At 62.5% G+C, this 24,695-nt stretch carries 17 protein-coding genes and 1 pseudogene; 7 read left to right on the forward strand and 11 right to left on the reverse strand.

Annotated elements, in window-relative coordinates; all coding sequences use genetic code 11:
- Window positions 1-764 precede the first annotated feature (764 nt).
- Window positions 765-1,337: pseudogene (locus AAIS01_RS25725) on the forward strand (methyl-accepting chemotaxis protein); the annotation flags it as partial.
- 121 nt (window positions 1,338-1,458) lie between these two features.
- Here AAIS01_RS25725 and AAIS01_RS17580 read toward each other — a convergent pair.
- Both AAIS01_RS17580 and cra read right to left on the reverse strand, forming a co-directional pair.
- Complete coding sequence (locus tag AAIS01_RS17580; protein WP_343469963.1) at window positions 1,459-2,235, reverse strand: TatD family hydrolase; 777 nt, start codon at window positions 2,233-2,235, stop codon at window positions 1,459-1,461.
- A 20-nt stretch (window positions 2,236-2,255) separates the two neighbouring features.
- Window positions 2,256-3,251 (reverse strand): catabolite repressor/activator, encoded by a 996-nt coding sequence (cra, locus tag AAIS01_RS17585; protein ID WP_092394245.1) that lies wholly within the window; start codon window positions 3,249-3,251, stop codon window positions 2,256-2,258.
- 289 nt (window positions 3,252-3,540) lie between these two features.
- Between cra and ptsP the strand changes: the two genes are divergently transcribed.
- The 4 genes from ptsP (at window position 3,541) to AAIS01_RS17605 (ending at window position 10,846) form a co-directional block, all read left to right on the forward strand.
- On the forward strand, window positions 3,541-6,405 hold the full coding sequence (gene ptsP, locus AAIS01_RS17590; protein WP_343469965.1) for a phosphoenolpyruvate--protein phosphotransferase: 2,865 nt from the start codon (window positions 3,541-3,543) through the stop codon (window positions 6,403-6,405).
- On the forward strand, window positions 6,406-7,347 hold the full coding sequence (gene pfkB, locus AAIS01_RS17595; RefSeq protein ID WP_343469966.1) for a 1-phosphofructokinase: 942 nt from the start codon (window positions 6,406-6,408) through the stop codon (window positions 7,345-7,347).
- Window positions 7,348-7,361: 14 nt separating this feature from the next.
- Window positions 7,362-9,104, forward strand: a complete 1,743-nt coding sequence (locus AAIS01_RS17600; RefSeq protein ID WP_343469967.1) for a PTS fructose-like transporter subunit IIB — start codon at window positions 7,362-7,364, stop codon at window positions 9,102-9,104.
- 200 nt (window positions 9,105-9,304) lie between these two features.
- Window positions 9,305-10,846, forward strand: coding sequence for an alkaline phosphatase D family protein (locus AAIS01_RS17605; protein WP_343469968.1), 1,542 nt, complete (start codon window positions 9,305-9,307; stop codon window positions 10,844-10,846).
- 141 nt (window positions 10,847-10,987) lie between these two features.
- Here AAIS01_RS17605 and AAIS01_RS17610 read toward each other — a convergent pair whose 3' ends face one another.
- The 6 genes from AAIS01_RS17610 to AAIS01_RS17635 form a co-directional block, all read right to left on the reverse strand.
- Window positions 10,988-13,513: a PepSY domain-containing protein gene (locus AAIS01_RS17610; RefSeq protein WP_343469969.1), complete on the reverse strand. Its 2,526-nt coding sequence runs from the start codon at window positions 13,511-13,513 to the stop codon at window positions 10,988-10,990.
- A 157-nt stretch (window positions 13,514-13,670) separates the two neighbouring features.
- Entirely contained in the window at window positions 13,671-14,834 is a 1,164-nt protein-coding gene (locus AAIS01_RS17615; RefSeq protein ID WP_186657836.1) for a type III PLP-dependent enzyme, read from the reverse strand.
- A 501-nt stretch (window positions 14,835-15,335) separates the two neighbouring features.
- Entirely contained in the window at window positions 15,336-16,493 is a 1,158-nt protein-coding gene (locus AAIS01_RS17620) for an osmoprotectant ABC transporter ATP-binding protein OsmV (RefSeq protein ID WP_343469970.1), read from the reverse strand.
- Entirely contained in the window at window positions 16,490-17,143 is a 654-nt protein-coding gene (locus AAIS01_RS17625) for an ABC transporter permease (protein WP_343469972.1), read from the reverse strand. The genes AAIS01_RS17620 and AAIS01_RS17625 overlap by 4 nt, the downstream gene beginning before the upstream one ends.
- A 15-nt stretch (window positions 17,144-17,158) precedes the next feature.
- Window positions 17,159-18,061, reverse strand: a complete 903-nt coding sequence (locus AAIS01_RS17630; protein ID WP_343469974.1) for a glycine betaine ABC transporter substrate-binding protein — start codon at window positions 18,059-18,061, stop codon at window positions 17,159-17,161.
- 25 nt (window positions 18,062-18,086) lie between these two features.
- A complete protein-coding gene (locus tag AAIS01_RS17635) occupies window positions 18,087-18,803 on the reverse strand; it encodes an ABC transporter permease (protein ID WP_343469976.1) in 717 nt (238 codons plus the stop codon).
- 331 nt (window positions 18,804-19,134) lie between these two features.
- Here AAIS01_RS17635 and AAIS01_RS17640 point away from each other — a divergent pair, with 331 nt between their 5' ends.
- Both AAIS01_RS17640 and AAIS01_RS17645 read left to right on the forward strand, forming a co-directional pair.
- Window positions 19,135-20,718 carry a peptide chain release factor 3 gene (locus tag AAIS01_RS17640; protein WP_343469977.1) on the forward strand — a complete coding sequence of 528 codons (1,584 nt, stop codon included), beginning with the start codon at window positions 19,135-19,137 and terminating at the stop codon, window positions 20,716-20,718.
- A 617-nt stretch (window positions 20,719-21,335) separates the two neighbouring features.
- Window positions 21,336-21,569, forward strand: a complete 234-nt coding sequence (locus AAIS01_RS17645) for a hypothetical protein (RefSeq protein ID WP_343469980.1) — start codon at window positions 21,336-21,338, stop codon at window positions 21,567-21,569.
- Between the two features lie 251 nt (window positions 21,570-21,820).
- Here the strand turns inward: AAIS01_RS17645 and AAIS01_RS17650 are convergent, their stop codons facing one another.
- The 3 genes from AAIS01_RS17650 to AAIS01_RS17660 are packed head-to-tail and all read right to left on the reverse strand — an operon-like array spanning window position 21,821 to window position 24,691.
- Entirely contained in the window at window positions 21,821-22,801 is a 981-nt protein-coding gene (locus AAIS01_RS17650) for a peptide ABC transporter ATP-binding protein (protein ID WP_343469982.1), read from the reverse strand.
- Window positions 22,801-23,769: an ABC transporter ATP-binding protein gene (locus AAIS01_RS17655; RefSeq protein WP_092394202.1), complete on the reverse strand. Its 969-nt coding sequence runs from the start codon at window positions 23,767-23,769 to the stop codon at window positions 22,801-22,803. The genes AAIS01_RS17650 and AAIS01_RS17655 overlap by 1 nt, the downstream gene beginning before the upstream one ends.
- 10 nt (window positions 23,770-23,779) lie before the next feature.
- On the reverse strand, window positions 23,780-24,691 hold the full coding sequence (locus tag AAIS01_RS17660; RefSeq protein WP_092394199.1) for an ABC transporter permease subunit: 912 nt from the start codon (window positions 24,689-24,691) through the stop codon (window positions 23,780-23,782).
- Between the last annotated feature and the right edge of the window lie 4 nt (window positions 24,692-24,695).

The raw sequence follows: 24,695 nt of genomic DNA on the forward strand, positions 1-24,695 counted from the left end.
GGGAATACGACCTCAAGCTCCAGGACGCCCTGGGTTCCAGCAAGGCGGCCGAGCAGGCGCTTGCCACTCAGGCCGAAGGCAGCAAGGCGACCCTGAAGAAAGCCGCAGAACTGATCGAAGAGCAGGTGGTGATGGCTGACACGCTGGATGCACCCTGGCTGCCGTTTTACGAGCAGGTCAGCAGCCTGATGGAGCAGACCTACCAACTGAACGATGTGACCCTGGGTTTCCTGGACGTGCAGTTGCAGCTTCGCCTGGAGCAGAATCGCAGCCACATGGTGCTGCAAGCGGTGGCGCTGGTCGCCGTATTCCTGCTGATCTTTTACCTGTACGCCGGCTTCTACGCCTCGACCCGCACCACCCTCAAACATCTCGGCGAGATGATGGACAAGGTCGCTGCGGGCGACATGACGGTCAACTTCGTGGCCCGCAGCAAGGATGAGCTGGGCGAGTTGGGTGAAGTGTTCAATGGCACGGTGGCGAAGATCCATGACCTGATCGAACAGGTCGGTCGGACCGTTGCCGAGGTCGAGCGCCAGGCCGGGCAGGTGGAGGCGGTGTCGGCCCGGAGTAACCAGGCGGTGTCCGGCCAGCGCAGTCAGATCGAACTGGTCGCCACGGCGATGAACCAGATGTCGGCCACCGCCCAGGAAGTGGCTCGCAGCGCTGCCGCGGCGGTTAGTAGCGCCCACAGCGTGAACGACGAAACCCTCAGCGGGCGCGGGTTGGTGGAGTCGCAACAGAGCAGCATCGTGCGCCTGGCCAGCGAGATCGATCAGTCGGTGCAGGTGATCAATCAATTGGCGACTGACAGCCAGGCCATCAGTCGTGTGCTGGACGTGATCAAGAGCATCGCCGAACAGACCAATCTGCTGGCACTCAACGCTGCGATCGAAGCCGCACGGGCCGGAGAGCAGGGGCGCGGTTTCGCAGTGGTGGCTGACGAAGTGCGGACCCTGGCCAAGCGCACCCAGCAATCGACCGAAGAAATCGAAGAAATGATCACCCGCCTGCACGGCGGCGTGGGCGCTGCCGTCAAAGCCATGGGCACCAGTCACGAGATGGCCAGTGGCACGGTGGGGCAATCGGAAAAGGTCCAGCAGGCGCTGGAAAATATCCTCGGCGCCGTCGGGATGATCGTCGACCAGAACCAGCAGATCGCCGCCGCGGTGGAGCAGCAAACGGCCGTGGCCCATGACATCGACCAGAACATCGTCGAGATCAACCGCGCCGGTGAACGCACCGCCGAAGGCGCGCACCAGACCGAGGACGCCAGCCGTGAGTTGTCCGCCCAGGTGATGCAGCTCAAGCAGTTGATCAATGCGTTTCGGGTGTGATTCTGGCTGATTCGCCGCAAATCCAATGTGGGAGCGGGCTTGCTCGCGAAGGCGTTGTGTCAGTCAATGATGAGATCACCTGATACACCGCCTTCGCGAGCAAGCCCGCTCCCACAGGGGTTCACCAATTGAACAATTGGTGGGCATTGGTCGTGCTGGCCTCAGCCAGCTGCTCAGGGCTGATCGTCATGATCCCAGCCAGTGCTTCACAAATGGCCGGCAAATGCGCCGGGCTGTTGCGTTGGCCGGGGAACATCGCCGGGGCCATGTCCGGCGAATCGGTTTCCAGCACCACCGCGTCCAGCGGCAGTTTCGCCAGCACCCGGTGCATGCGCAGGGCCTGAGGCCAAGTGGCGGCGCCACCGAGGCCGAGCTTGAAGCCGAGCTTGATGTACTCGCGAGCCTCCTCAAAACTGCCGGCGAAGGCGTGGATAATCCCCCCGCGCTTGAGGCCCATGCGCTTGAGCGTAGCGATCACGGCGGCATGGCTGCGGCGCACGTGGATCAGCGCCGGCAATTCAAATTCCGCCGCCAGTTGCAGTTGCGCCTCGAACAACGTCTGCTGACGCTCACGGTCCAGGGTTTCGATGTAGTAATCGAGGCCGATTTCCCCCACTGCACACAACTGCCGGTGCCCGGCCAGGCGGATCAGCCACTGGCGCAATTGCCCCAGGTCGTCGGGACGATGCTGATCGAGATACACCGGATGCAGGCCCAGGGCCGCGTGCAGGTCCGGGTCGCTTTGCACCAGATCCCAGACCCGTTGCCAGTTGTCCCGATACACCCCCAGCACCACCATCTGCCGGACGCCCAAGGCGCGGCTTTCGGCCAGTAGCGCCGGGCGATCCGCATCGAAGTCGGGGAAGTCCAGATGGGTGTGGGTATCGATCAGTTCCATGCTTCAATCCTGAAGAATGCTCAGCCCTGATGAATGCGCTGCTTGAACGTGCGTGCGATGGCCTGCACACCGGGTTGGTAATCATCGTTTTCGATGGCGGCCAGCGCCAGCGCCAGGGCTTTGTCGGCGATCAGTTGATGCTGCTGTGACATGGCGTTGACCGGTAGCGGCAGGAAGTCCAGCAGTTGCGTATCACCAAAGGTGCCCAACCGTAGCGGACGCGACTTGAGCGGGAAGTCGTGCAGGGCGTCGAACACCCCTTGCAGCAGCACATAGGAGGTGGTGATCAACGCATCAGGCAGGTGCCCCAGTCGCGCAAGCAATTCTTCCATCAACTGGCGGCCGCATTCACGGCTGAACGACTCGCCGTGCTCGATCAGCACCTGGCCTTCGAACCCGGCCAGGGCTTCGTTGAACCCGGCGGTGCGTTCCTGGCTGATGCTCAATTCGGGCCGGGCGCTGATCAGCGCGATCTGGCGGGGATTGGTTTGCAGCAGGCTACGGGTCAGTTGCAGGCTGGCCTGGCGGTCATCGCTGATCACCGAGCAGAAGTGCGCAGGCTCCATCACCCGGTCGATGGCGATGATCGGGATGCCCTTGGCCTGCAACTGGCGATAACTGTCGTCCCCGGCCGGCAGGCAACTGGCGACGATCAGCGCATCGCAGCGCCGGGCGCGGAACAGTTGCAACAGTTGCCGTTCGCTCTCGGGCGCATCGTCGGAGCTGGCGATCAGCAATTGATAGCCCCGCGCTCGAGCACCCTGTTCCAGCAGCTTGGCGATGCGCGCGTAACTGGGGTTTTCCAGGTCCGGGAGGATGAAACCCAGCGTGCGCGTATGCCGGCTGCGCAACCCGGCAGCCTGGGGGTTGGGCGTGAAGCCATGCTCCTCGACCACGGCGCGCACGCGTTCGACGGTGGCGCTGCTGATGCGTTGCTGTTCGGCCTTGCCATTGATGACATAGCTGGCGGTGGTCACGGACACACCGGCCAACTGGGCGATATCACTGAGTTTCAACCCGGTTTTCCTTGTTTTTTCGAGTTTGCCCCGACAATGAGGGGCATCCTACCCGATTCAGGATGACGGTTGCTGTCGCAACGGCGGCGACAAGTTGCACTTCAAGGATGAGAGATTATCGAGTAACGTGCCAATCTTTCTAGATTAAACGTTTCAGCAAGCGTATTTTCAAGGTTAGCAGGATTTTTTGGCCCGTCTGCCGCGATAGCGCCAAAAGTCGTCCTGTAACGCTAAGCTGATTCATTCAAAACAATACCTGGCGCCAACCCGACGCCAAAAAGGAGAAAGCATGCTCGAGCTCACTCTAGAGCAGATATCCATGGCCCAGACGGCTGTGGATAAAGACGCCGCGCTGCAATTGCTCGCCGACAAACTGGTGGCCGATGGCCTGGTAGCCGAGGGTTACCTGGCCGGTCTGCAGGCTCGCGAGGCCCAGGGCTCGACCTTTCTTGGCCAAGGTATTGCCATCCCCCACGGCACCCCGCAAACCCGCGATCTGGTTTACTCCACCGGCGTGCGTTTGCTGCAGTTCCCTGAGGGGGTGGACTGGGGCGACGGGCAGATCGTTTACCTGGCGATCGGCATCGCGGCCAAGTCCGACGAACACTTGCGTCTGCTGCAATTGTTGACCCGGGCCCTGGGGGAAACTGACCTGGGCCAGGCCCTGCGCCGCGCCGGTTCGCCCGAAGCACTGTTGAAGCTGTTGCAAGGCGCCCCGCAAGAATTGGCCCTGGATGCGCAGATGATCGGCCTTGGCGTGTCAGCCGACGACTTCGAAGAGTTGGTCTGGCGCGGTGCCCGTCTGCTGCGCCAGGCCGACTGTGTGAGCAACGGCTTTGCGGGTGTGTTGCAGCAGGTCGAGGCGTTGCCCTTGGGCGATGGTTTGTGGTGGCTGCACAGCGAACAGACCGTCAAGCGTCCGGGCCTGGCCTTCGTCACGCCGGACAAACCCATCCGTTACCTCGGTCAGCCCTTGAGCGGTCTGTTCTGTCTCGCCAGCCTCGGTGAGGCGCACCAGGCCTTGCTCGAAAGGCTCTGCGCGTTGTTGATCGAAGGTCGCGGTCATGAACTGGGCCGCGCCACCAGTAGCCGCAAGGTGCTGGAAGTGTTGGGCGGCGAACTGCCCGCCGATTGGCCCAGCGCGCGCATCGGCCTGGCCAATGCCCACGGCTTGCACGCGCGTCCGGCGAAGATCCTCGCGCAACTGGCGAAAAGCTTCGAAGGCGAGATCCGCGTGCGCATCGTCGACGGCCAGGACAGCGCCGTGTCGGTCAAGAGCCTGAGCAAGTTACTGAGCCTGGGCGCCCGTCGCGGCCAGGTCCTGGAGTTCATCGCCGAACCGAGCATCGCCGCCGACGCCTTGCCAGCGCTGTTGGCCGCGATCGAGGAAGGCCTGGGCGAAGAAGTCGAGCCGTTGCCACCACCGAGTGCGCCACAACAAACCACCATGGCCGAAGTGGCTACCGTCATGCTGGCGCCGGAGTCCGGCAGCTTGATCCAGGCCGTTGCTGCCGCGCCGGGCATTGCCATCGGCCCGGCCCACATCCAGGTGTTGCAGGCCTTTGATTATCCGTTGCGCGGCGAGTCGGCGGCCATCGAGCGTGAGCGCCTGCAAAACGCCTTGAACCAAGTGCGCCGCGATATCGAAGGTCTGGTCGAACGCGCCAAGGCCAAAGCCATCCGCGAAATCTTTATCACCCATCAGGAAATGCTCGACGACCCGGCGCTGACCGACGAAGTCGACACCCGATTGAAGCTGGGTGAAAGTGCGCAAGCGGCGTGGATGGGCGTGATCGAAGCGGCTGCCAAAGAACAGGAAGCGTTGCAGGACGCGCTGCTCGCCGAACGCGCCGCCGACTTGCGGGACGTCGGTCGGCGTGTGCTGGCGCAACTGTGCGGCGTCGAAACCCCGAGCGAACCCGATCAACCCTACATCCTGGTGATGGACGAAGTCGGCCCGTCCGATGTGGCCCGCCTGGACCCCGCCCGCGTAGCGGGGATTCTCACCGCGCGCGGCGGCGCCACCGCCCACAGCGCCATCGTCGCGCGAGCACTCGGTATCCCGGCGCTGGTGGGGGCCGGGGCGGCGGTGTTGCTGCTGGCACCGGGCACTTCCCTGTTGTTGGACGGCCAGCGCGGTCGCTTGCACGTGGACCCCGACGCGCCCACGCTGCAACGGGCCACCGAAGAGCGCGACACCCGCGAGCAACGTCTCAAGGTTGCCGCCGAACAACGTCATCAACCGGCGCTGACCCGTGACGGCTACGCCGTGGAAGTATTCGCCAACATCGGTGAGAGCGCCGGTGTCGCCAGTGCGGTGGAGCAGGGCGCCGAAGGCATTGGCCTGTTGCGCACCGAACTGATTTTCATGGCTCACACCCAGGCGCCCGATGAAGCGACTCAGGAAGCCGAATACCGCAAGGTGCTCGATGGCCTGGCCGGGCGGCCGCTGGTGGTGCGTACCCTCGATGTGGGCGGCGACAAACCGCTGCCGTACTGGCCGATCGCGAAAGAGGAGAACCCGTTCCTCGGCGTGCGTGGCATTCGCCTGACTTTGCAGCGCCCGCAAGTCATGGAAGCGCAATTGCGCGCCTTGTTGCGTTCTGCCGACAACCGTCCGTTGCGGATCATGTTCCCGATGGTGGGCAGCGTCGATGAGTGGCGCCAGGCCCGGGACATGACCGAGCGCCTGCGTCTGGAGATCCCCGTGGCGGACCTGCAACTGGGGATCATGATCGAGGTGCCATCCGCGGCACTGCTGGCGCCGGTGCTGGCCAAGGAAGTCGACTTCTTCAGTGTTGGCACCAACGACCTGACGCAATACACCCTGGCCATCGACCGCGGTCACCCAACCCTTTCGGCCCAGGCTGACGGCCTGCACCCGGCGGTGCTGCAACTGATCGACATCACCGTGCGTGCCGCCCATGCCCATGGCAAATGGGTTGGCGTGTGCGGTGAGCTGGCGGCCGATCCGCTGGCGGTGCCGGTGCTGGTGGGCTTGGGCGTAGACGAGCTGAGCGTTTCGGCCCGCAGCATTGCCGAGGTCAAGGCGCGGGTGCGCGAATTGGATCTTGCTCAGGTACAAACCCTGGCCCAAGCAGCGTTGGCCGTCGGCAGCGCCAATGACGTGCGTGCATTAGTGGAGGCGCTGTAAATGGCCAAGATCCTTACCCTGACCCTCAACCCGGCGCTCGATCTCACGGTGGAACTGGCGCGCCTGGAGCCCGGTCAGGTCAACCGCAGCGATGCCATGCACAGCCACGCCGCCGGCAAAGGCGTGAACGTGGCCCAGGTGCTGGCTGACCTCGGTCACACCCTGACCGTTAGTGGCTTTCTTGGTGAAGACAACGCCCAACCGTTCGAAACGCTGTTCGCCCAGCGCGGTTTTGTCGACGCCTTTATCCGCGTGCCCGGGGAGACCCGCAGCAACATCAAGCTGGCCGAGCAGGACGGACGCATCACCGATCTCAACGGCCCGGGCCCGGTGGTTGATGCCGCCGCGCAGCAAGCGTTGCTTGAGCGACTGGAGCAAATCGCCCCCGGCCACGATGTCGTGGTGGTGGCGGGCAGCCTGCCCCGGGGCGTCAGCCCGCAATGGCTGCAGGCGCTGATCATTCGCTTGAAGGCATTGGGCTTGAACGTGGCCCTCGACACCAGCGGCGAAGCCTTGCGCGTCGCGTTGGCGGCGGGGCCATGGCTGATCAAGCCGAACACCGAAGAGCTGGCCGATGCGCTGGGGTGTGAGGTGGTGGGTGAGTTGGCGCAGGCGCAAGCCGCGCAGCGCCTGCACGCCCAAGGCATCGAGCACGTGGTGATTTCCCATGGCGCCGACGGTGTGAACTGGTTCAGTGTCGGTTCGGCGCTGCATGCCTCGCCGCCCAGCGTCACTGTCGCCAGCACTGTGGGGGCCGGTGATTCGCTACTGGCCGGCATGCTGCATGGCCTGCTCAGTGCCGATACACCGCAGCAGACCTTGCGCACCGCCACGGCCATCGCCGCGATGGCCGTGACGCAGATCGGTTTTGGTATCCATGACACCGCGTTGCTGGCGTCGCTTGAACAGGGCGTGCGCGTGCGCCCCCTGACCGAACAATAAGAGGGTTGGCAAGAATGAAATTAGCCATTGTGACGGCCTGCCCGAACGGCATGGTCACCAGTGTGTTGTGCGCCCGTCTGCTGGACGCGGCGGCCCAGCGCCAGGGTTGGAGCACCAGCGTGGAAGTCCATGACGCGGCCCATCCTGAACGTCAATTGTCGGCCGCGACCTTGGAAGCGGCTGAATGGGTATTGCTGGTTGCCAGCGGCCCGGTGGACCTGTCGCGGTTCGTCGGCAAACGTCTGTTTCGCAGCACCCCGGCCCAGGCCCTGCAAGACGTTGACTCGTTGCTGCGCCGTGGCGCCGAAGAGGCTCAGGTTTTTACCGAGTCGGATGTGCTGGAAGAGGCGCCGATGGTATCGGCCGAGCGTGCTCCGCGTCTGGTCGCCATTACCGCTTGCCCGACCGGCGTGGCCCATACCTTCATGGCCGCCGAAGCGTTGCAGCAGGCAGCGAAGAAGCTCGGTTACGACCTGCAAGTGGAAACCCAGGGCTCGGTGGGCGCTCGCAACCCGCTGAGCCCCGAGGCCATCGCCGAAGCTGACGTGGTGCTTTTGGCCACCGACATCGAGGTTGCCACTGAGCGTTTCGCCGGTAAGAGAATCTACCGTTGCGGCACCGGCATCGCCTTGAAGCAGGCCGAAGCCACGCTGAACAAAGCGTTGGCCGAAGGCCGCCAGGAAAGCGCCTCAAGCAGCGCCAGCGGCCCGGCCAAAGCGGAAAAAACCGGCATCTACAAACACCTGCTCACCGGGGTGTCGTTCATGCTGCCGATGGTGGTGGCTGGTGGTTTGATGATCGCCTTGTCGTTCGTGTTCGGCATCGAGGCCTTCAAGGAGCCTGGCACACTGGCGGCTGCGCTGATGCAGATCGGCGGCGACACCGCGTTCAAACTGATGGTGCCGTTGTTGGCCGGCTACATCGCCTATTCCATCGCCGACCGTCCAGGCCTGGCGCCCGGCATGATCGGCGGGATGCTGGCAAGCACCTTGGGCGCGGGGTTCATCGGCGGGATCATCGCCGGCTTCCTGGCCGGTTACGCGGCCAAGGCGATCAACCGCTACGCGCGCTTGCCCCAGAGCTTGGAAGCGCTCAAGCCGATTCTGATTATCCCGCTGCTGGCGAGCCTGTTTACCGGTCTGGTGATGATCTACATCGTCGGCAAACCGGTGGCGGGCATGCTCGATGGCCTGACCCATTTCCTCGACAGCATGGGCACCACCAACGCGATTCTGTTGGGTGTTTTGCTCGGGGCGATGATGTGTGTCGACCTTGGCGGGCCGATCAACAAGGCCGCCTATGCGTTTTCCGTGGGGCTGCTGGCGTCGCAGAGTTATGCACCGATGGCGGCGGCCATGGCCGCTGGCATGGTGCCGCCGATTGGCCTGGGCATCGCAACCTTTATCGCCCGTCGCAAGTTTGCCCAGACCGAACGCGAGGCCGGTAAAGCGGCGCTGGTGCTGGGGCTGTGCTTTATTTCCGAAGGGGCGATTCCGTTCGCCGCCAAGGACCCGTTGCGGGTGATCCCGGCCAGCATCGCCGGTGGCGCACTGACCGGTGCGCTGTCGATGTACTTCGGCTGCAAACTGATGGCGCCTCACGGCGGCCTGTTCGTGATGCTGATCCCTAACGCCATCAACCATGCGTTGTTGTATTTGCTGGCGATCGTGGCGGGAAGTCTGCTGACGGCAGTGTCCTATGCGCTGCTCAAGCGCCCGGAAGTGGTGGAGATGGCGCTGGAGCCGGTGAAGGCCTGAACACGTTAGTTTGAACAATGAAAATTCCCTGTGGGAGCGAGCCTGCTCGCGATAGCGGTGTATCAGTCGACAATGGGTCGCCTGACACTCAGCAATCGCGAGCAGGCTCGCTCCCACAGTGGTTTTGGGGTGTTCACAAGACCCCTGTCACGCCCGATTCACACTGCCATGCTTAAGTTTTCCCTTTTAGGGGAAACACCATGAGCGAATTCGACCTGGGCCGTCGCCGTGTGATGCAAGCCGTGGGTGCGGGGTTGTTGTTGCCGGGGCTGGCGCCGGCGGTGATTGCTTCGGTCAAGGATCGCCCGCTGCTCACCGATGGCGTGCAGTCTGGCGATTTGCAGGGCGACCGGGCGATGATCTGGAGCCGCTGCGACCGCCCGGCCCGGATGGTGGTGGAATGGGACACCCGCAGTCAGTTGCCCAACCCGCGGCGTTTTGTCTCGCCACTGGTCGACAGCCGCAGCGATTTTACCGCCCGGGTCGAGCTCACCGGGCTGCCGCCTGACCAGGCGATTTTCTACCGGGTGCATTTTGAAGATGCCCAGACCGGTGTCGCCAGTGAACCCTGGCTCGGTCACCTGCGCAGCGTGCCGCAGTTCAAGCGCAACATCCGGTTTGTCTGGAGCGGCGACACCGTCGGCCAGGGCTTCGGGATCAACCCGGACATCGGCGGGATGCGCATCTACGAAGCCATGCGCTTGCGCCTGCCGGATTTTTTTATCCACAGCGGCGACACCATCTACGCCGACGGTCCGGTGCCGGCGCAGATCACCACCGAAGGCGGGCGCATCTGGCGCAACCTCACCACTGAAGCCAAGAGCAAAGTCGCCGAGACCCTGGACGAGTATCGTGGCAACTACCGCTACAACCTGATGGATGAAAACGTGCGCCGCTTCAATGCCGAAGTGCCGCAGATCTGGCAGTGGGACGACCATGAGGTGGTCAACAACTGGTCGCCGGGCAAGCAACTGGATGAACGCTACCAGACCCAGGATATCCACAGCCTGGTGGGCCGTGCGCGGCAGGCCTGGTTGGAATACGCCCCCATGCGCTTGCAGAAGGCCGACGGCGGCGGGCGGATCTACCGCAAGCTCAGTTATGGGCCAATGCTGGACGTGTTCGTGCTGGATATGCGCAGCTACCGCGAAGCCAACGACGCCAACCTCGGCGCGGCCAAACCCTTTCTCGGTCGCGAGCAGTTGAACTGGCTCAAGGGCGAATTGAAGCAGTCCCGGGCCCAGTGGAAAGTCATTGCCGCCGACATGCCCATCGGCCTGGGCGTGCCCGACGGCGAAGTCAGCCCCGGCGTGGCGCGCTGGGAAGCGGTCGCCAACGGTGATCCGGGCGCGGCCCAGGGCCGGGAACTGGAGATCGCCGAGTTACTCGGCTACCTGCGCAAGCATCAGGTGCACAACTACGTCTGGCTCACCGCTGACGTGCACTATTGCGCCGCCCACCATTACCACCCGGAACAGGCCGCGTTCCAGGATTTCGAACCGTTCTGGGAGTTTGTCGCCGGGCCCTTGAATGCCGGCAGCTTCGGGCCCAACCCTCTGGACAAGACGTTCGGCCCCGAAGTGGTGTTCCAGAAAGCACCACCGGCCCAGAACACGTCGCCGTTTGCCGGATACCAGTTCTTTGGCGAGGTGAACATCGACGGCCAGAGCGGGGAAATGAGCGTGGTGTTGCGGGATCTGGAGGGCGTGGCGGTGTTTGAGAAGAAGTTGCAGCCGGTTTGATTCAGGGATCACCGAGACCCTGTGGGAGCGGGCTTGCTCGCGAAGGCGGTGTGTCAGTTGGCAGATGTATTGCCTGACCCACTGCCTTCGCGAGCAAGCCCGCTCCCACAAGAGAAATGTGTTCTCTAGAACAGGGGATTGTCAGTAGACATCCCGCCGATACCGCCCCTGCTCGATCAAGCGCTCCACCGCCTCGGCTCCGAGCACGTCGTTGAGCACCTGGTCCACGCCCGACGCCATGCCCTGCAAGCTGCCGCAGACATAGATCACCGCACCGTCGGCCAGCCACTGCTTGAGCAGGGCCGCCGATTCGCGCAGGAGGTCCTGGACGTAGATTTTCTGTGCCTGATCTCGGGAAAACGCCAGGTCCAGGCGTTCCAGGTCGCCGGATGTCACCCATTCCTGTAACTCATCACGGCAGTGGAAGTCATGCTCGCGCTGGCGCTCGCCAAACAGCAGCCAGTTGCGCTGCATGCCCTCGGCCACGCGCGCCTTGAGCAGGCTGCGCAGGCCGGCCAGGCCGGTGCCGTTACCCAGCAATATCATGGGCACGCCCTGGGGCGGCAGATGGAAGCCGCTGTTGCGGCGCACCCGCAAGCTGATGGCGCTGCCCAGCGGCGCATGTTCGGTGAGCCAGCCGGAGCCGATACCCAACGTGCCGTCGGCGTGACGTTCCTGGCGTACGATCAGTTCCAGCAGGCCATCGGCGGGAATCGAAGCGATGGAATATTCGCGCAGTGCCAGTGGCGCCAGGGCATCCACCAGGGCCTGGGCATGCATGCCCACCAGATGGGCGCGATTTTCCGGCAACTGGCGGTTGGCCAGGGCCTGATCGAGACGGTGCGGCAAGCCATCGACCTGCACGCGAGCAACGCCGGCGATGCCCAGTCCATCGAGGAAATGGTCGATGGCCGACAGGTCGTTACGCGGCAGGATTTCCACCAGGTCACCGGCCAGCCAACTGCTCGGGCCGGGCGCGGTAAACCCCAGCCGATACACGCCCGAGCCGCTGCTGTCGGGGTTGAGAAGGGTACGGTGGGTCAGGGTCCAGTTCTCGAAACTGGGCGCCTGCCAGGTGTCCGGCGGAGCCTGGCCGGTCAGTTCGGCCAATTGCTGTTGCCAGTGACGCAGGGCGTAAGGGTCGCCACTGTCGACTTCCACCGGAGCGAACAGAGTCTTGCCGCCGTGCTCCGACAGCCAGGTGTGCAGGCGTCGGGCGAAGCCGCAGAAGTTTTCGTATTGCCGATCGCCCAGGCCCAGCACCGAATACTGCAAGCGCTCCAGGCTCATCGCCCGGCCCAGTATTTTGCGCTCGAAACCCCGAGCGCTGTCCGGGCCTTCACCGTCGCCAAAGGTGCTGACGACGAACAAGGCGTGGCTGCAATGGCTCAGTTGCTGTTCACTGACAGCGGCCAGAGGTTGGACCTTCACCGGCAAACCGGCTGCCTGTAGCTGGCCGGCGGTTTGCCAGGCCAGTTGCTCGGCGAAACCGCTCTGGCTGGCAAAACCAATCAGCCACGCCGGGGCGTCGCTGTGTGGGGCGTCCAGCGCCTGGCGGGCGTTCTTGATTTGACGCTGCTTACGGCGACGGTCCAGGTACAGCAACCAGCCGGTGATGAAGAACAGTGGCATGGTCAGCGCGGCGACCGTCACCAGGATCCGCCCGATCAGGCCGAAATAGCTGCCGATATGCAGCGCATAAACGCTGGTCAGCAGTTGCGCCTTGAGGCTCTTGTCGCTGTAGCGGCTGTGACGACTGATGACACCGGTGGCCGGATCGAGGATGAGCTGGTTCAGCGCCCGGTCGTGAGGCGCGTTTTTCAGCAGGTAGAACACCGTCGCCGGTTGCCCGGCCACCGGCGGCATACGCACGTTGTAGGAGATCAGGCCAGGGCCGGCGGCGCTGTAGATGCTGCTCCACATGGCCCGGTAATCGGCCACTGGCGGCGGACCGCTCGGCGCTGGGCCGCGGTTGCGCACCCGTTCTTCTTCGGGGGCGTCGGAGAGCAGGCGGGTCACGCCGTTGTTGTACCATTCGTAGGACCAGGTCAGCCCGGTCAGCGCCGCCAGCAAATAGAACGCCAGGCACCAGGTGCCCGCCACCGAGTGCAGGTCCCAGTTGAAGCTGCGGCCTTTTTTCGCCCAGTCGAGGGTCAGCCAGGCACGCCAGCTTTTCCATTGGCGCGGCCAGCGCAGGTACAGCCCGGACAGGCAGAAAAACACCAGGATCAGCGTGCAGGCACCGGTAATCTGGCGACCCACATCCTCCAGGGCCAGGACGCGGTGCAGCCTGAGCATCAGGCTGAAAAGATCCTGGCCCACCACATCGCCCATGAACTGTGCGTTGTACGGGTTGAAATAACGCATGGGCCCGCGCTTTTCCCCTGGCGGAGCGGCGAAAATCACCCGTGCGGCATGGCCGCTGTCGGTCTCGACCCAAAGCATGGCGACGGTTTTACCGGACGCGGCCTCGATCTGTTGTACCAGTTCGGCAGGCGGCAGGACCCCGGCCAGTTGTTTCTCCACCGTCAGCACCTGGGGGTTCAACGCCCGCAGGATTTCGTCCTGAAACGATACCGCGGCACCGGTAATGCCCATAAATGCCAGGACCAGCCCGGCACTGATGCCGAAAAACCAGTGCAACTGGAACAGGGTTTTCTTAAACACGTCGCCCGCCTTTCAGTCATTGCTGTTCATCATGGCGCGCATGTTATCGAGAACCATTCATAAACACACATAAAAGCCACGCTGATGGGCGCGTTTCGTGCTGTTGCAAAAAAGCCCGTGACACAGTCACGGGCTTTCGGGTCCAGCCACCAGCCAATTACACGTAGAACGACTTCAGCGGCGGGAAGCCATTGAATTCCACCGCGCTGTAACTGGTGGTGTAGGCACCGGTCGACAGCCAGTACAGACGGTCACCGATGGCCAGGTTCAGCGGCAAACCGTACTTGTAGTTTTCGTACATGATGTCGGCGCTGTCGCAGGTCGGGCCGGCGATGACCACTTCTTCCATCTCGCCTTTCTTCTCGGTCCAGATCGGGAACTTGATGGCTTCGTCCATGGTTTCGATCAGGCCGGAGAACTTGCCCACATCCGTGTACACCCAGCGCTCGACGGCGGTACGGGATTTACGGGCCACCAGCACCACTTCGCTGACCAGGATGCCGGCGTTGGCAATCAGCGAACGGCCCGGCTCCAGGATGATCTCCGGCAGGTCGTCGCCGAAGTCTTCCTTGAGGAAACGGATGATTTCCTCGGCGTAGGTTTCCAGGCTGTTGGTGCGGGTGATGTAGTTGGCCGGGAAGCCGCCACCCATGTTGATCAGTTGCAAGACGATGCCGTCTTCTTCTTTAAGGCGCTCGAAGATCACCTTGACCTTGGCGATCGCCGCATCCCAGACGCTGATGTCGCGCTGTTGCGAACCAACGTGGAAGGAAATGCCGTACGGCACCAGGCCCAGGTCGCGGGCCAGGATCAGCAGGTCCATGGCCATGTCGGTCTGGCAGCCGAATTTGCGCGACAGCGGCCAGTCAGCGGTGGTCGAGCCTTCGGTGAGAATGCGCACATAGACTTTCGAACCCGGCGCGGCCTTGGCGATGTTGCGCAGGTCGGCTTCGGAGTCGGTGGCGTACAGGCGCACGCCCTTCTCGTAGAAGTAGCGGATGTCCCGGGATTTCTTGATGGTGTTGCCGTAGCTGATCTGATCCGGGCCAACGCCACGGCTCATGACTTTATCCAGTTCATAGATCGAGGCGATGTCGAAGTTCGAGCCTTTATCCTTGAGCAGGTCAATGATTTCCACCGCCGGGTTGGCCTTGACGGCGTAATAGACCTTGGCGAATTCGAAACCGGCGCGCAGGTCGTCATAGGCCTTGGAGATCATCGCGGTGTCGATCACCACGAACGGGGTTTCCTGCTTGTCGGCGAACGCCTTCATTTTCTGAAAGGTCTCGCGCGCGAAATAATCTTCGACCTGGATCGACATACTTGGGACTCCTACTGGCAAACATCAGGATCAATGGGTGTAAGGGCAAGCAGCCCTCGTGAACGTCCTCCGTATCCCCACTTTGGTTCGCCTACTTCCCAAGGCATGTCGCCGAAAGCAAAAAGGCCATGGGCTGCGTAATGCCCTTGGCCTTGCTGTCTCGTCGTCAGTACTTGAGCCGGATGGATCGTTTCCAGCATGGACGTTCGGCGCGAACTTTAGGGCGTGAGGGGCCTGAGATCAACTAAAAATGTCGCGTTTTTGCACTCATTCGTCGTGCGGCACGCGACAGCTCCTGATGTAACCGACCTGCGTGACAGATTGATGTTCCCGCTGGATGGATAATCGGGGCGTTTCGGGGAGAGCCACCATTTTGGTGACCGCCCCGGAAACTGTGGGAGCCGAGCTTGCTCGCGATAGCGGCGGCACAGCCAGCACTACCGCCAACTGACCCACCGCTATCGCGAGCAAGCTCGGCTCCCACAGGGTTCGTTGGGGCGATCAGGCCTGCGCAGTCTCGGCCGGCGAGACAATGCTGGTCTTGCCTCCACGGGACTTACCGGAGCTCAGGTACTCGGCAATCGACTCCTGTGTCACCTCCCCGAGGAACACCCGCTCGGCGTCCATCACCGGCAGCCACGAACGGTTGAACTCGTACATGCGCGACAACAGGATCCGCAGGTGTTCGTCGTACGCCGCTGTGGCGTTGAATGGGCTCAGGTACTGCGAGCAGGCGCCGGTCTGGCGATGCAGGTCGCGGCGCCGGACAAAGCCCAGGGCCTTGTTCTCGGCGCAGGTCACCACCAGGTAGCGACGGTCATGTTCGTCCATCAACTCCAGTGCCTCGGCCACCGGGGTTTCGGGGCTGACCGATGGCGCGTCGTCCGCCGCGTCTTCAGCGCGGACCAGCAACAAACGCTTGAGCGTGCTGTCCTGGCCAACAAAATTGCTGACGAACTCGTCGGCAGGATGCGCCAGCAGCGTGTCGGGGTGATCGAACTGGATCAGTTTGCCGGCGCGGAAAATGGCAATCTTGTCCCCCAGCTTGATAGCTTCGTCGATGTCGTGGCTGACCATGATCACGGTCTTGTTCAGCGCCCGTTGCATCTCGAAGAACTCGTTCTGGATCATCTCGCGGTTGATCGGGTCCACCGCACCGAAGGGTTCGTCCATCAACAACAGCGGGGCATCGGCCGCCAATGCGCGGATCACGCCGATCCGCTGCTGCTGGCCACCCGACAGTTCACGCGGGTAACGATGCAGGTACTGCTTGGGTTCAAGCTTGATCATGCTCATCAGCTCGCGGGCACGGTCGTGGCATTTTTGCTTGTCCCAGCCCAGCAAGCGGGGAACCACGGTGATGTTTTCCTCGATGGTCATGTTCGGGAACAGACCGATCTGCTGGATCACGTAGCCGATGTTGCGGCGCAGGGTCACTTCGTCCAGCCCGGTGGTGTCTTCACCGTTGATCAACACCTTGCCCGAGGTGGGCGCGATCAGGCGGTTGATCATCTTCAGCGTGGTGCTCTTGCCGCAGCCCGATGGCCCGAGGAATACGCAGATCTCGCCTTCGTTGACGGTCAGGCTCACCGAGTCCACGGCCTTGACGTCCTTGCCGTTGCTCTTGAAGGTTTTGCTGAGGTTTTGAAGTTCGATCATTTGAGGAGTCCTTTTGGAGTCAGCGAACGTTGCAGCCATTGCACAAGCAGGTCGGCGAAGATGGCCAGGAGACTGACCAGCACGGCGCCGACGATCAGCATCGACATGTCGCTGCGGCTGATGGAAGCGAGGATGAGTACGCCCAGGCCACCGGCACCGATGGTGGCGGCGATGGTCATGACGCCGATGTTCATGACCACGGCGGTGCGCACGCCGGCCAGGATCACCGGCACGGCGATGGGCAGCTCGACCATGCGCAGGCGCTGGCCGAAGGTCATGCCGATGCCACGGGCGGCTTCGCGGATGCCGGGTTCCACGCCTGTCAGGGCCAGGTAGGTGTTGCGCATGATCGGCAACAGGGAATAGAGAAACACCGCAGTGATCGCCGGCATCGGCCCCAGGCCCTGGCCGAACGTGGAATAGACCGGCAGCAACAGGCCGAACAAGGCGATCGATGGAATGGTCAGCAGTACCGTGGCGCTGGCCTGCAATGGGCCGGCGAGGGTCGGAAAGCGGGTCATGAGAATACCCAGCGGCACGCCGACCACAATCGCCAGTGTCACGGCGATGCCCACCAGGGTGATGTGCTGCCAGGTCAAGTGCAGCACCAGCGGCCAGTCCAGATGGGAAAAGGCGTCAAGAAAATCCATGGCTTTTCCTCCAGGTCATTGGGTTGAGAGCAGGGAATGCTGGCGCAGGAAATCGGCGGCAACGGTCGACGGGCTTTCGTGGTTGACGTCTACGCGGGCGTTGAGCTGGCGCATGGTTTCATCGTCAAACAATTCGGCCAGGGGTTTGAGCTGCGCGGCCAGTTGCGGATTGGCATCCAGAGTCGTCTGGCGCACCACGGGCGCGGCGGTGTAGTCCGGGAAGTACTGCTTGTCATCTTCCAGCAGCTTGAGTTTGAACGCGCTCAACCGTCCGTCGGTGGTGTACACCAGGCCGGCGAATACCTGGCCGTTGCGCAGGGCGGTGTAGACCAGGCCCGCGTCCATTTGCCGGATGTTCTCGCGGGTCAGGTTCATGCCGTACAGCTTGACCATGCCATCCAGCCCGTCGGAACGGTTGGCGAACTCGGTGTCCAGGGCCACCAGGTGATGTTCATCGGCTTCATCCTGTAACACGCTGTTCAATTGGCTGATGGTGTTGATCTGTGGATATTGCTTCGCGATTGTCTCCGGCAAGGCCAGGGCATAGGTGTTGCTGAATTTCGACGGCGTCAGCCAGGTCAGGCCTTTTTTGGCGTCGATTTCTTTCACCCGGGCGTAGGACTGAGCGCTGTCGAGTTTCTCCGTGATGTGGTTGTATGACACCAGCGACACGCCGGTGTATTCCCAGAGCAGGTCCAGTTGCCCGCTTTCCTGGGCGCTGCGGGCCAGGTTGCTGCCGAGTCCGCCGGTGATCTGCGCGTCGTAGCCTTTGCCGCGCAGGTATTGGGCGGTGATTTCCGCCAGCAGCGTCTGTTCGGTGAACACCCGGGCGCCGAGGCGAATCAGCGGTTTTTCAGCGGCTTGGGCAAATCCTGCGAACAGCAGGACGCAGCCCAGTATCAAGCTCAACTTCTTCATAACGATTCCTTTATTGCAGCCGGGTCTATGCCGCTCGCAGACCGCGTTCCAGCCAGAGGCGGCTGGCCAGTGTCACCAGGCCGTCGAGCAGCAGCGCCAGCAGGGCGGTGCACACCGCGCCGAGCAGCAGTTGCGGCTGATTGTTCAAGGCGATGCCGGGGAAGATCAGGCTGCCAAGGCTGTTGGCGCCGATCAGGAACGCCAGCGGGGCGGTGCCGACGTTGATCGCCAGAGCCACCCGCACGCCACCGACGATGATCGGCACGGCGTTGGGCAGTTCGACTTTCCACAGCACCTGGCGCGGGGTCATGCCGATGCCGACAGCGGCTTCCTTGAGGGAGCCCTGGACGTTTTTCAGGCCTTCGTAGGTGTTGCGCACAATGGGCAGCAGCGAGGCGAGGAACAGGGCGAAGATGGCGGGCCCGCTGCCGATACCCAGGAAGCCCAGGGCGATGGCCAGCACGGCCAGGGGCGGCACGGTGTTGCCGATGTTGAAGACTTGCATGAAGCGTTCGGCGCGCCCGACCATGGTGGGGCGGCTGAGGGCGATACCGGCGGGGATGCCCACGATCAGGGCCGCCAGCATGGATGCCACAACGAGCATCAGGTGAGCTTGCAGGTAAAACAGTAAATCGTCGTGGTAACGCTGGATCGTATCGATACCGATCCAATGGACCAGCAGGGCCAGGAGAGCGACGACGATCGCGCCCCCTGTCAGCCCTTTGCCATAGCGGATAGCCACAGGCGGACTCCTTTGTCTTTCAGTCGGCGCGCGCTTTCCCGTGCGGCAAACCGTCAAGGTTGCCGGGAAAGCGTTCGCGAGAAGCAGCTCTGTTCAGTGCCGGTAAAACGGCCTGTAAATTGAGCCATAAGCGCAGCCTCGTCAGGCTAACTTGCTGATTTTCAAGGCCCTGACGAACAGCCGTATCAGGGGTGTGGACGCCTCCACGCTTTAAAAGGTTCCCACACATGGAAGCATCTGGCCACCCTGAATGTGCCCAATGGTTCGGTTCCTGGCACAAGTTGAGCTATAATCGCCGCCCTTTTTTGAATCACCTGCCAGGCGATTTCCCATGACCAAACAGGCCGCCGAAGTCGCGAAACGCCGCACTTTCGCCATTATTTCCCACCCCGATGCCGGTAAGACCACCATCACCGAAAAGCTCTTGCTGATGGGCAAGGCGATTGCAGTGGCCGGCACGGTGAAGTCTCGCAAGTCCGATCGCCATGCCACCTCCGACTGGATGGAAATGGAAAAACAGCGGGGTATTTCCATTACCACGTCGGTCATGCAGTTTCCGTATCGCGATCACATGATCAACCTGCTCGACACCCCGGGCCACGAAGACTTCTCCGAAGACACCTATCGCACCCTGACTGCGGTGGACTCGGCGCTGATGGTCCTCGACGGCGGTAAAGGCGTCGAGCCACGGACCATCGCGCTGATGGACGTCTGCCGGCTGCGGGACACACCGATTGTCAGCTTCATCAACAAACTCGACCGAGACATCCGCGACCCGATCGAACTGCTCGACGAGATTGAAGCGGTCCTGAAGATCAAGGCCGCGCCGATCACCTGGCCGATTGGCTGCTACCGCGATTTCAAGGGCGTGTATCACCTGGCTGACGACTACATCATCGTCTACACCGCCGGTCATGGGCATGAGCGCACCGACGTCAAAATCATCGAGAAGCTCGATTCCGACGAGGCCCGCGCCCACTTGGGCGATGAGTACGACCGTTTTGTCGAGCAACTGGAACTGGTGCAGGGCGCCTGCCATGAATTCAACCAGCAGGAGTTCCTCGACGGCCAACTGACGCCAGTGTTCTTCGGGACTGCGTTGGGCAACTTTGGGGTGGACCACGTACTCGACGCCGTTGTCGATTGGGCGCCGCGCCCGCTGCCGCGCGTGGCCAACGAGCGCACCGTGGAACCGGTGGAAGAGAAGTTCACCGGTTTCGTGTTCAAGATCCAGGCGAACATGGACCCCAAGCATCGCGACCGCATCGCGTTCATGCGCATCTGTTCCGGCAAATACGAGAAAGGCATGAAGATGCGCCATGTGCGCACCGGTAAGGATGTGCGCATCGGCGACGCCCTGACGTTCTTCTCCTCGGAACGCGAGCAATTGGAAGAAGCCTTTGCCGGTGACATCATCGGCCTGCACAACCATGGCACCATCCAGATCGGCGACACCTTCACCGAAGGTGAAGTGCTGGGCTACACCGGCATCCCGCACTTCGCCCCGGAGCTGTTCCGCCGCGTGCGCCTGAAGGACCCGCTCAAGTCCAAGCAATTGCGTCAGGGCTTGCAGCAGTTGGCCGAGGAAGGCGCCACCCAGGTGTTCTTCCCGACTCGCAGCAACGACATCATCCTCGGCGCCGTCGGTGTGCTGCAGTTCGACGTCGTCGCCAGCCGTTTGAAAGAGGAATACAAGGTCGAGTGCTCCTACGAGCCCATCACCGTGTGGTCCGCTCGTTGGGTCGATTGCGCCGACAAGAAGAAATTCGAAGAGTTTTCCAACAAAGCCGTGGAAAACCTCGCGCTCGACGGCGGTGGTCACCTGACCTACCTGGCCCCGACGCGGGTCAACCTGGCACTGATGGAAGAGCGCTGGCCGGATGTGAACTTCCGTGCGACGCGTGAGCATCACTAAGCGCTGAGCTGTACACCCAGAACCCCGCACCGAAAGCTGCGGGGTTTTTTATTTCCACTTAATGACTGGGCACCACCAACCCCTCTTGTGGTATCGGGCTGGTCGCAGGGTCCATGTTCACCTCAAATCCCCTGTGTGCGAGCTTGCTCGCGATGGCGGTAGGTCTGCTTGCATCCATGTTGAATGTGCCGCCGCCTTCGCGGGCAAGCCCGCTCCCACACGGGTATCGGGCTGGTCGCAGGGTCCATGTTCACCTCAGATCCCCTGTCGGGCAAGCCCGCTCCCACACGGGTGTCGGGCTGGTCGCAGGGTCCATGTTCACCTCAGATCCCCTGTGGGAGCGAGCTTGCTCGCGATGGCGGTAGGTCTGCTTGCATCCATGTCGAATGTACCGCCGCCTTCGCGGGCAGGCCCGCTCCCACATTCGGTCGCTGGGTGGGTTAAAGGCGCTTTCACTTCATAGCTGTTCGGGATAAGCCTTATTCGAAAGCATTCTGTTCCTGGATGGCATTTCTCCCTATACATAGGCGTCTTATCTGAGGAACCGACCGTTCGGAAGCAGCGTTTCTTGAACGCAGTCAGGCTTGGGCTTTAACCAGAGAAAAAAGGAATCGGCTATGAACACATTTCTACGCGCGATGATTTTGCTGAAGGTTTTAGTGTTGCTGTCTATCGGTTCGTCAGCGGCCTGGGCCGAATGCGATGAGCATGAAAAACAAGCGGCGTACGTGCAGGTGGCGCAGGGCGAGTTGATGCTTGCCGCGAACGAGGAACAGACGCCCGGCGATCAGGACAATGACGACTCGTCGATCGATGATCCCGATGCCGACGAGGGTGATAGCCAGACGTAGAGTTGAAGCAAAAAGAACCCTCCAACTCGATTGATCGTAATCGGGGAGGAGGGTATTAGCTGCTCCAGCTTACTTAACCCGCGGCGAGGGAGCTTGCTCCCGCTGGACCGTAGGAGCTGGCGAAGCCTGCGATCTTTTGATCTTTCGCTTGAGATTCAAGTGGCCGGGGAAAGATCGCAGCCTCGTTGCACTCGACAGCTCCTACCGGCCCAGCGGGAGCAAGCTCCCTCGCCAGGAGGTTGAGTGGGTCCCTACGCCGCGCCGTCGAGGAACTGCTCGGCGTAGTGGCAGGCCACTTGGCGGTTGTCCAGCAGGCGCAAGGCCGGTTCTTCAGTCTGGCAACGCTCGGTGGCGTACGGGCAGCGCTTGTGAAAGGCGCAGCCGGACGGTGGGTTGAGCGGGTTGGGCAGTTCGCCGACGATCTTGATCTTCGGCTTGTTCGGGTCCGGGTGGATGGTCGGGGTGGCCGACAGCAGCGCTTGGGTGTACGGGTGCAGCGGGCGGCTGTAGATGGACTCGTTAGGGCCCATTTCCACCGGGCGGCCGAGGTACATCACCATCACGTCGTCGGCCACATGTTGCACCACCGCCAGGTTGTGGGAGATGAACACGTAGGCGGTGTTGAACTCCTGCTGCAAGTCCATGAACAGGTTCAGCACCTGGGCCTGGATCGACACGTCCAGCGCCGAGGTCGGTTCGTCCGCCACCAGCACCTTGGGTTGCAGCATCATGGCGCGGGCCAGGGCGATGCGCTGGCGCTGTCCGCCGGAGAACATGTGCGGATAACGCTGGTAATGCTCGGGGCGCAAGCCCACCTGCTTCATCATCGCCTGGACTTTTTCCCGCCGCTCGGTGGCCGACAGGTTGGTGTTGATGAGCAAAGGCTCGGCCAGTTGATCACCGACTTTCTGCCGTGGGTTGAGGGACGCATACGGGCTCTGGAACACCATCTGCACGTCTTTGCGCAACTGCTTGCGTTCAGCCTTGTTCGCGCCGGCCACTTCCTGGCCGGCGATTTTCAGCGAGCCGGTGGACGGTTCTTCGATCAGTGTCAGGGCGCGGGCGAGGGTGGATTTGCCGCAACCGGATTCACCCACCACGGCCAGGGTCTTGCCAGCTTCCAGTTCGAACGACACGCCATTGAGGGCGCGCACGGTGGCATGGCCCTTGAACATGCCACGGGACACTTCGTAATGACGGGTCAGGTCACGGGCGGTAAGTACGACGGCCATCACGCCACCTCCTGGTTCAACGGGTAGAAGCAGCGGGCGAGGCTGGCGGCTTTCGGGTCAAGCGCTGGGCGCTGTTGACGGCAGTTGTCCTGCACATACGGGCAGCGTGGCGACAGCAGGCAACCCTGTGGACGGTCGTAACGACCGGGGACGATGCCTGGCAGCGTCGCCAGGCGCTCGGCGCCCATGCTGTGTTCGGGAATCGCCGCCAGCAGGGCTTCGCTGTACGGGTGCGCGGGGATGTCGAACAACTCCGGCACCTTGCCCACTTCCACGGCTTGACCGGCGTACATCACGCACACGCGCTGGGCGGTTTCAGCCACCACGGCCAAGTCATGGGTGATCAACACCAGGCCCATGTTCTGCTCTTTCTGCAGGGCCAGCAGCAGGTCCATGATCTGCGCCTGGATGGTCACGTCCAGCGCGGTGGTCGGTTCGTCGGCGATCAACAGTTTTGGCTCGCCGGCAATGGCCATGGCAATCGCCACACGCTGGCTCATGCCGCCGGAGAGTTGATGGGGGTAGGCATTCATGCGACTGGCGGCACCGGGGATTTCGACTTTTTCCAGCAGTTCGATGGCGCGCTGGCGGGCGGCCTTGCCGGACATCTTCAGGTGAAGGCGCAGCACTTCTTCAATCTGGAACCCCACGGTGTAGCTGGGGTTGAGCGCGGTCATCGGGTCCTGGAAGACCATCGCCAGGTCTTTGCCGACGATCTGCCGGCGCTGGCGGTTGCTCAGCTTGAGCATGTTCTTGCCGTCGAAGTTCAGCGCGTCGGCGGTGACGATGCCGGGGTGCTCGATCAGGCCCATCAGCGCCATCATGGTCACGGATTTACCCGAGCCCGATTCGCCGACGATAGCCAGGACTTCGCCTTTTTCCACGGTCAGGTCCAGACCGTCGACCACCGGGACGGCGGTAGCGTCGCCGAAGCGAACGTTGAGATTCTTGATTTCTAGCAGTGACATGGGAATCTCCTCAGGCGGCATTCTTGAGTTTCGGGTCCAGCGCATCGCGCAAACCGTCGCCCATCAGGTTGATTGCCAGCACGCTGAGCAAAATGGTCAAGCCGGGCAGGCTCACCACCCACCAGGCGCGTTCGATGTAGTCCCGGGCCGAAGCCAGCATGGTGCCCCACTCCGGGGTGGGCGGCTGGACGCCGAGGCCGAGGAAGCCCAGGGCGGCGGCGTCGAGGATCGCCGAGGAAAAGCTCAAGGTCGCCTGCACGATCAGCGGCGCCATGCAGTTGGGCAGCACGGTGATGAACATCAGGCGCGGCAGGCCGGCACCGGCCAGGCGCGCGGCAGTCACGTAGTCACGGTTCAGCTCGCCCATCACGGCGGCGCGGGTCAGGCGCACGTAGGACGGCAGCGACACGATGGCGATGGCGATCACGGTGTTGATCAGGCCAGGGCCGAGGATGGCGACAATCGCCACGGCCAGCAGCAGCGAAGGCAAGGCCAGCATGATGTCCATCAAACGCATGATGGTCGGGCCGAGCAGACGCGGGAAGAACCCGGCGAACAGGCCCAGCAGGATGCCCGGGATCAGCGACATCACCACCGACGACAAGCCGATCAGCAGCGACAGGCGCGAACCCTGGATCAGCCGCGACAGCAAATCGCGCCCCAGTTCGTCGGTGCCCAGCAGGAACTGCATCTGACCGCCTTCGAGCCAGACCGGCGGGGTCAGCAGAAAGTCGCGGTACTGCTCGCTCGGGTCATGGGGGGCGACCCACGGGGCAAAGAGCGCGCAAAACACGATCAGGATCATGAACATCAGCCCGGCCACGGCGCCCTTGTTGCGGGAAAACGCCTGCCAGAATTCTTTGTACGGGGACGGATACAGCAGGCTTTGATCGACTGCTACCGAGGTAGTTGGAGTACTCATGGTT

This window comes from Pseudomonas halotolerans, from assembly GCF_039581215.1.
Lineage (GTDB): Bacteria > Pseudomonadota > Gammaproteobacteria > Pseudomonadales > Pseudomonadaceae > Aquipseudomonas > Aquipseudomonas tehranensis.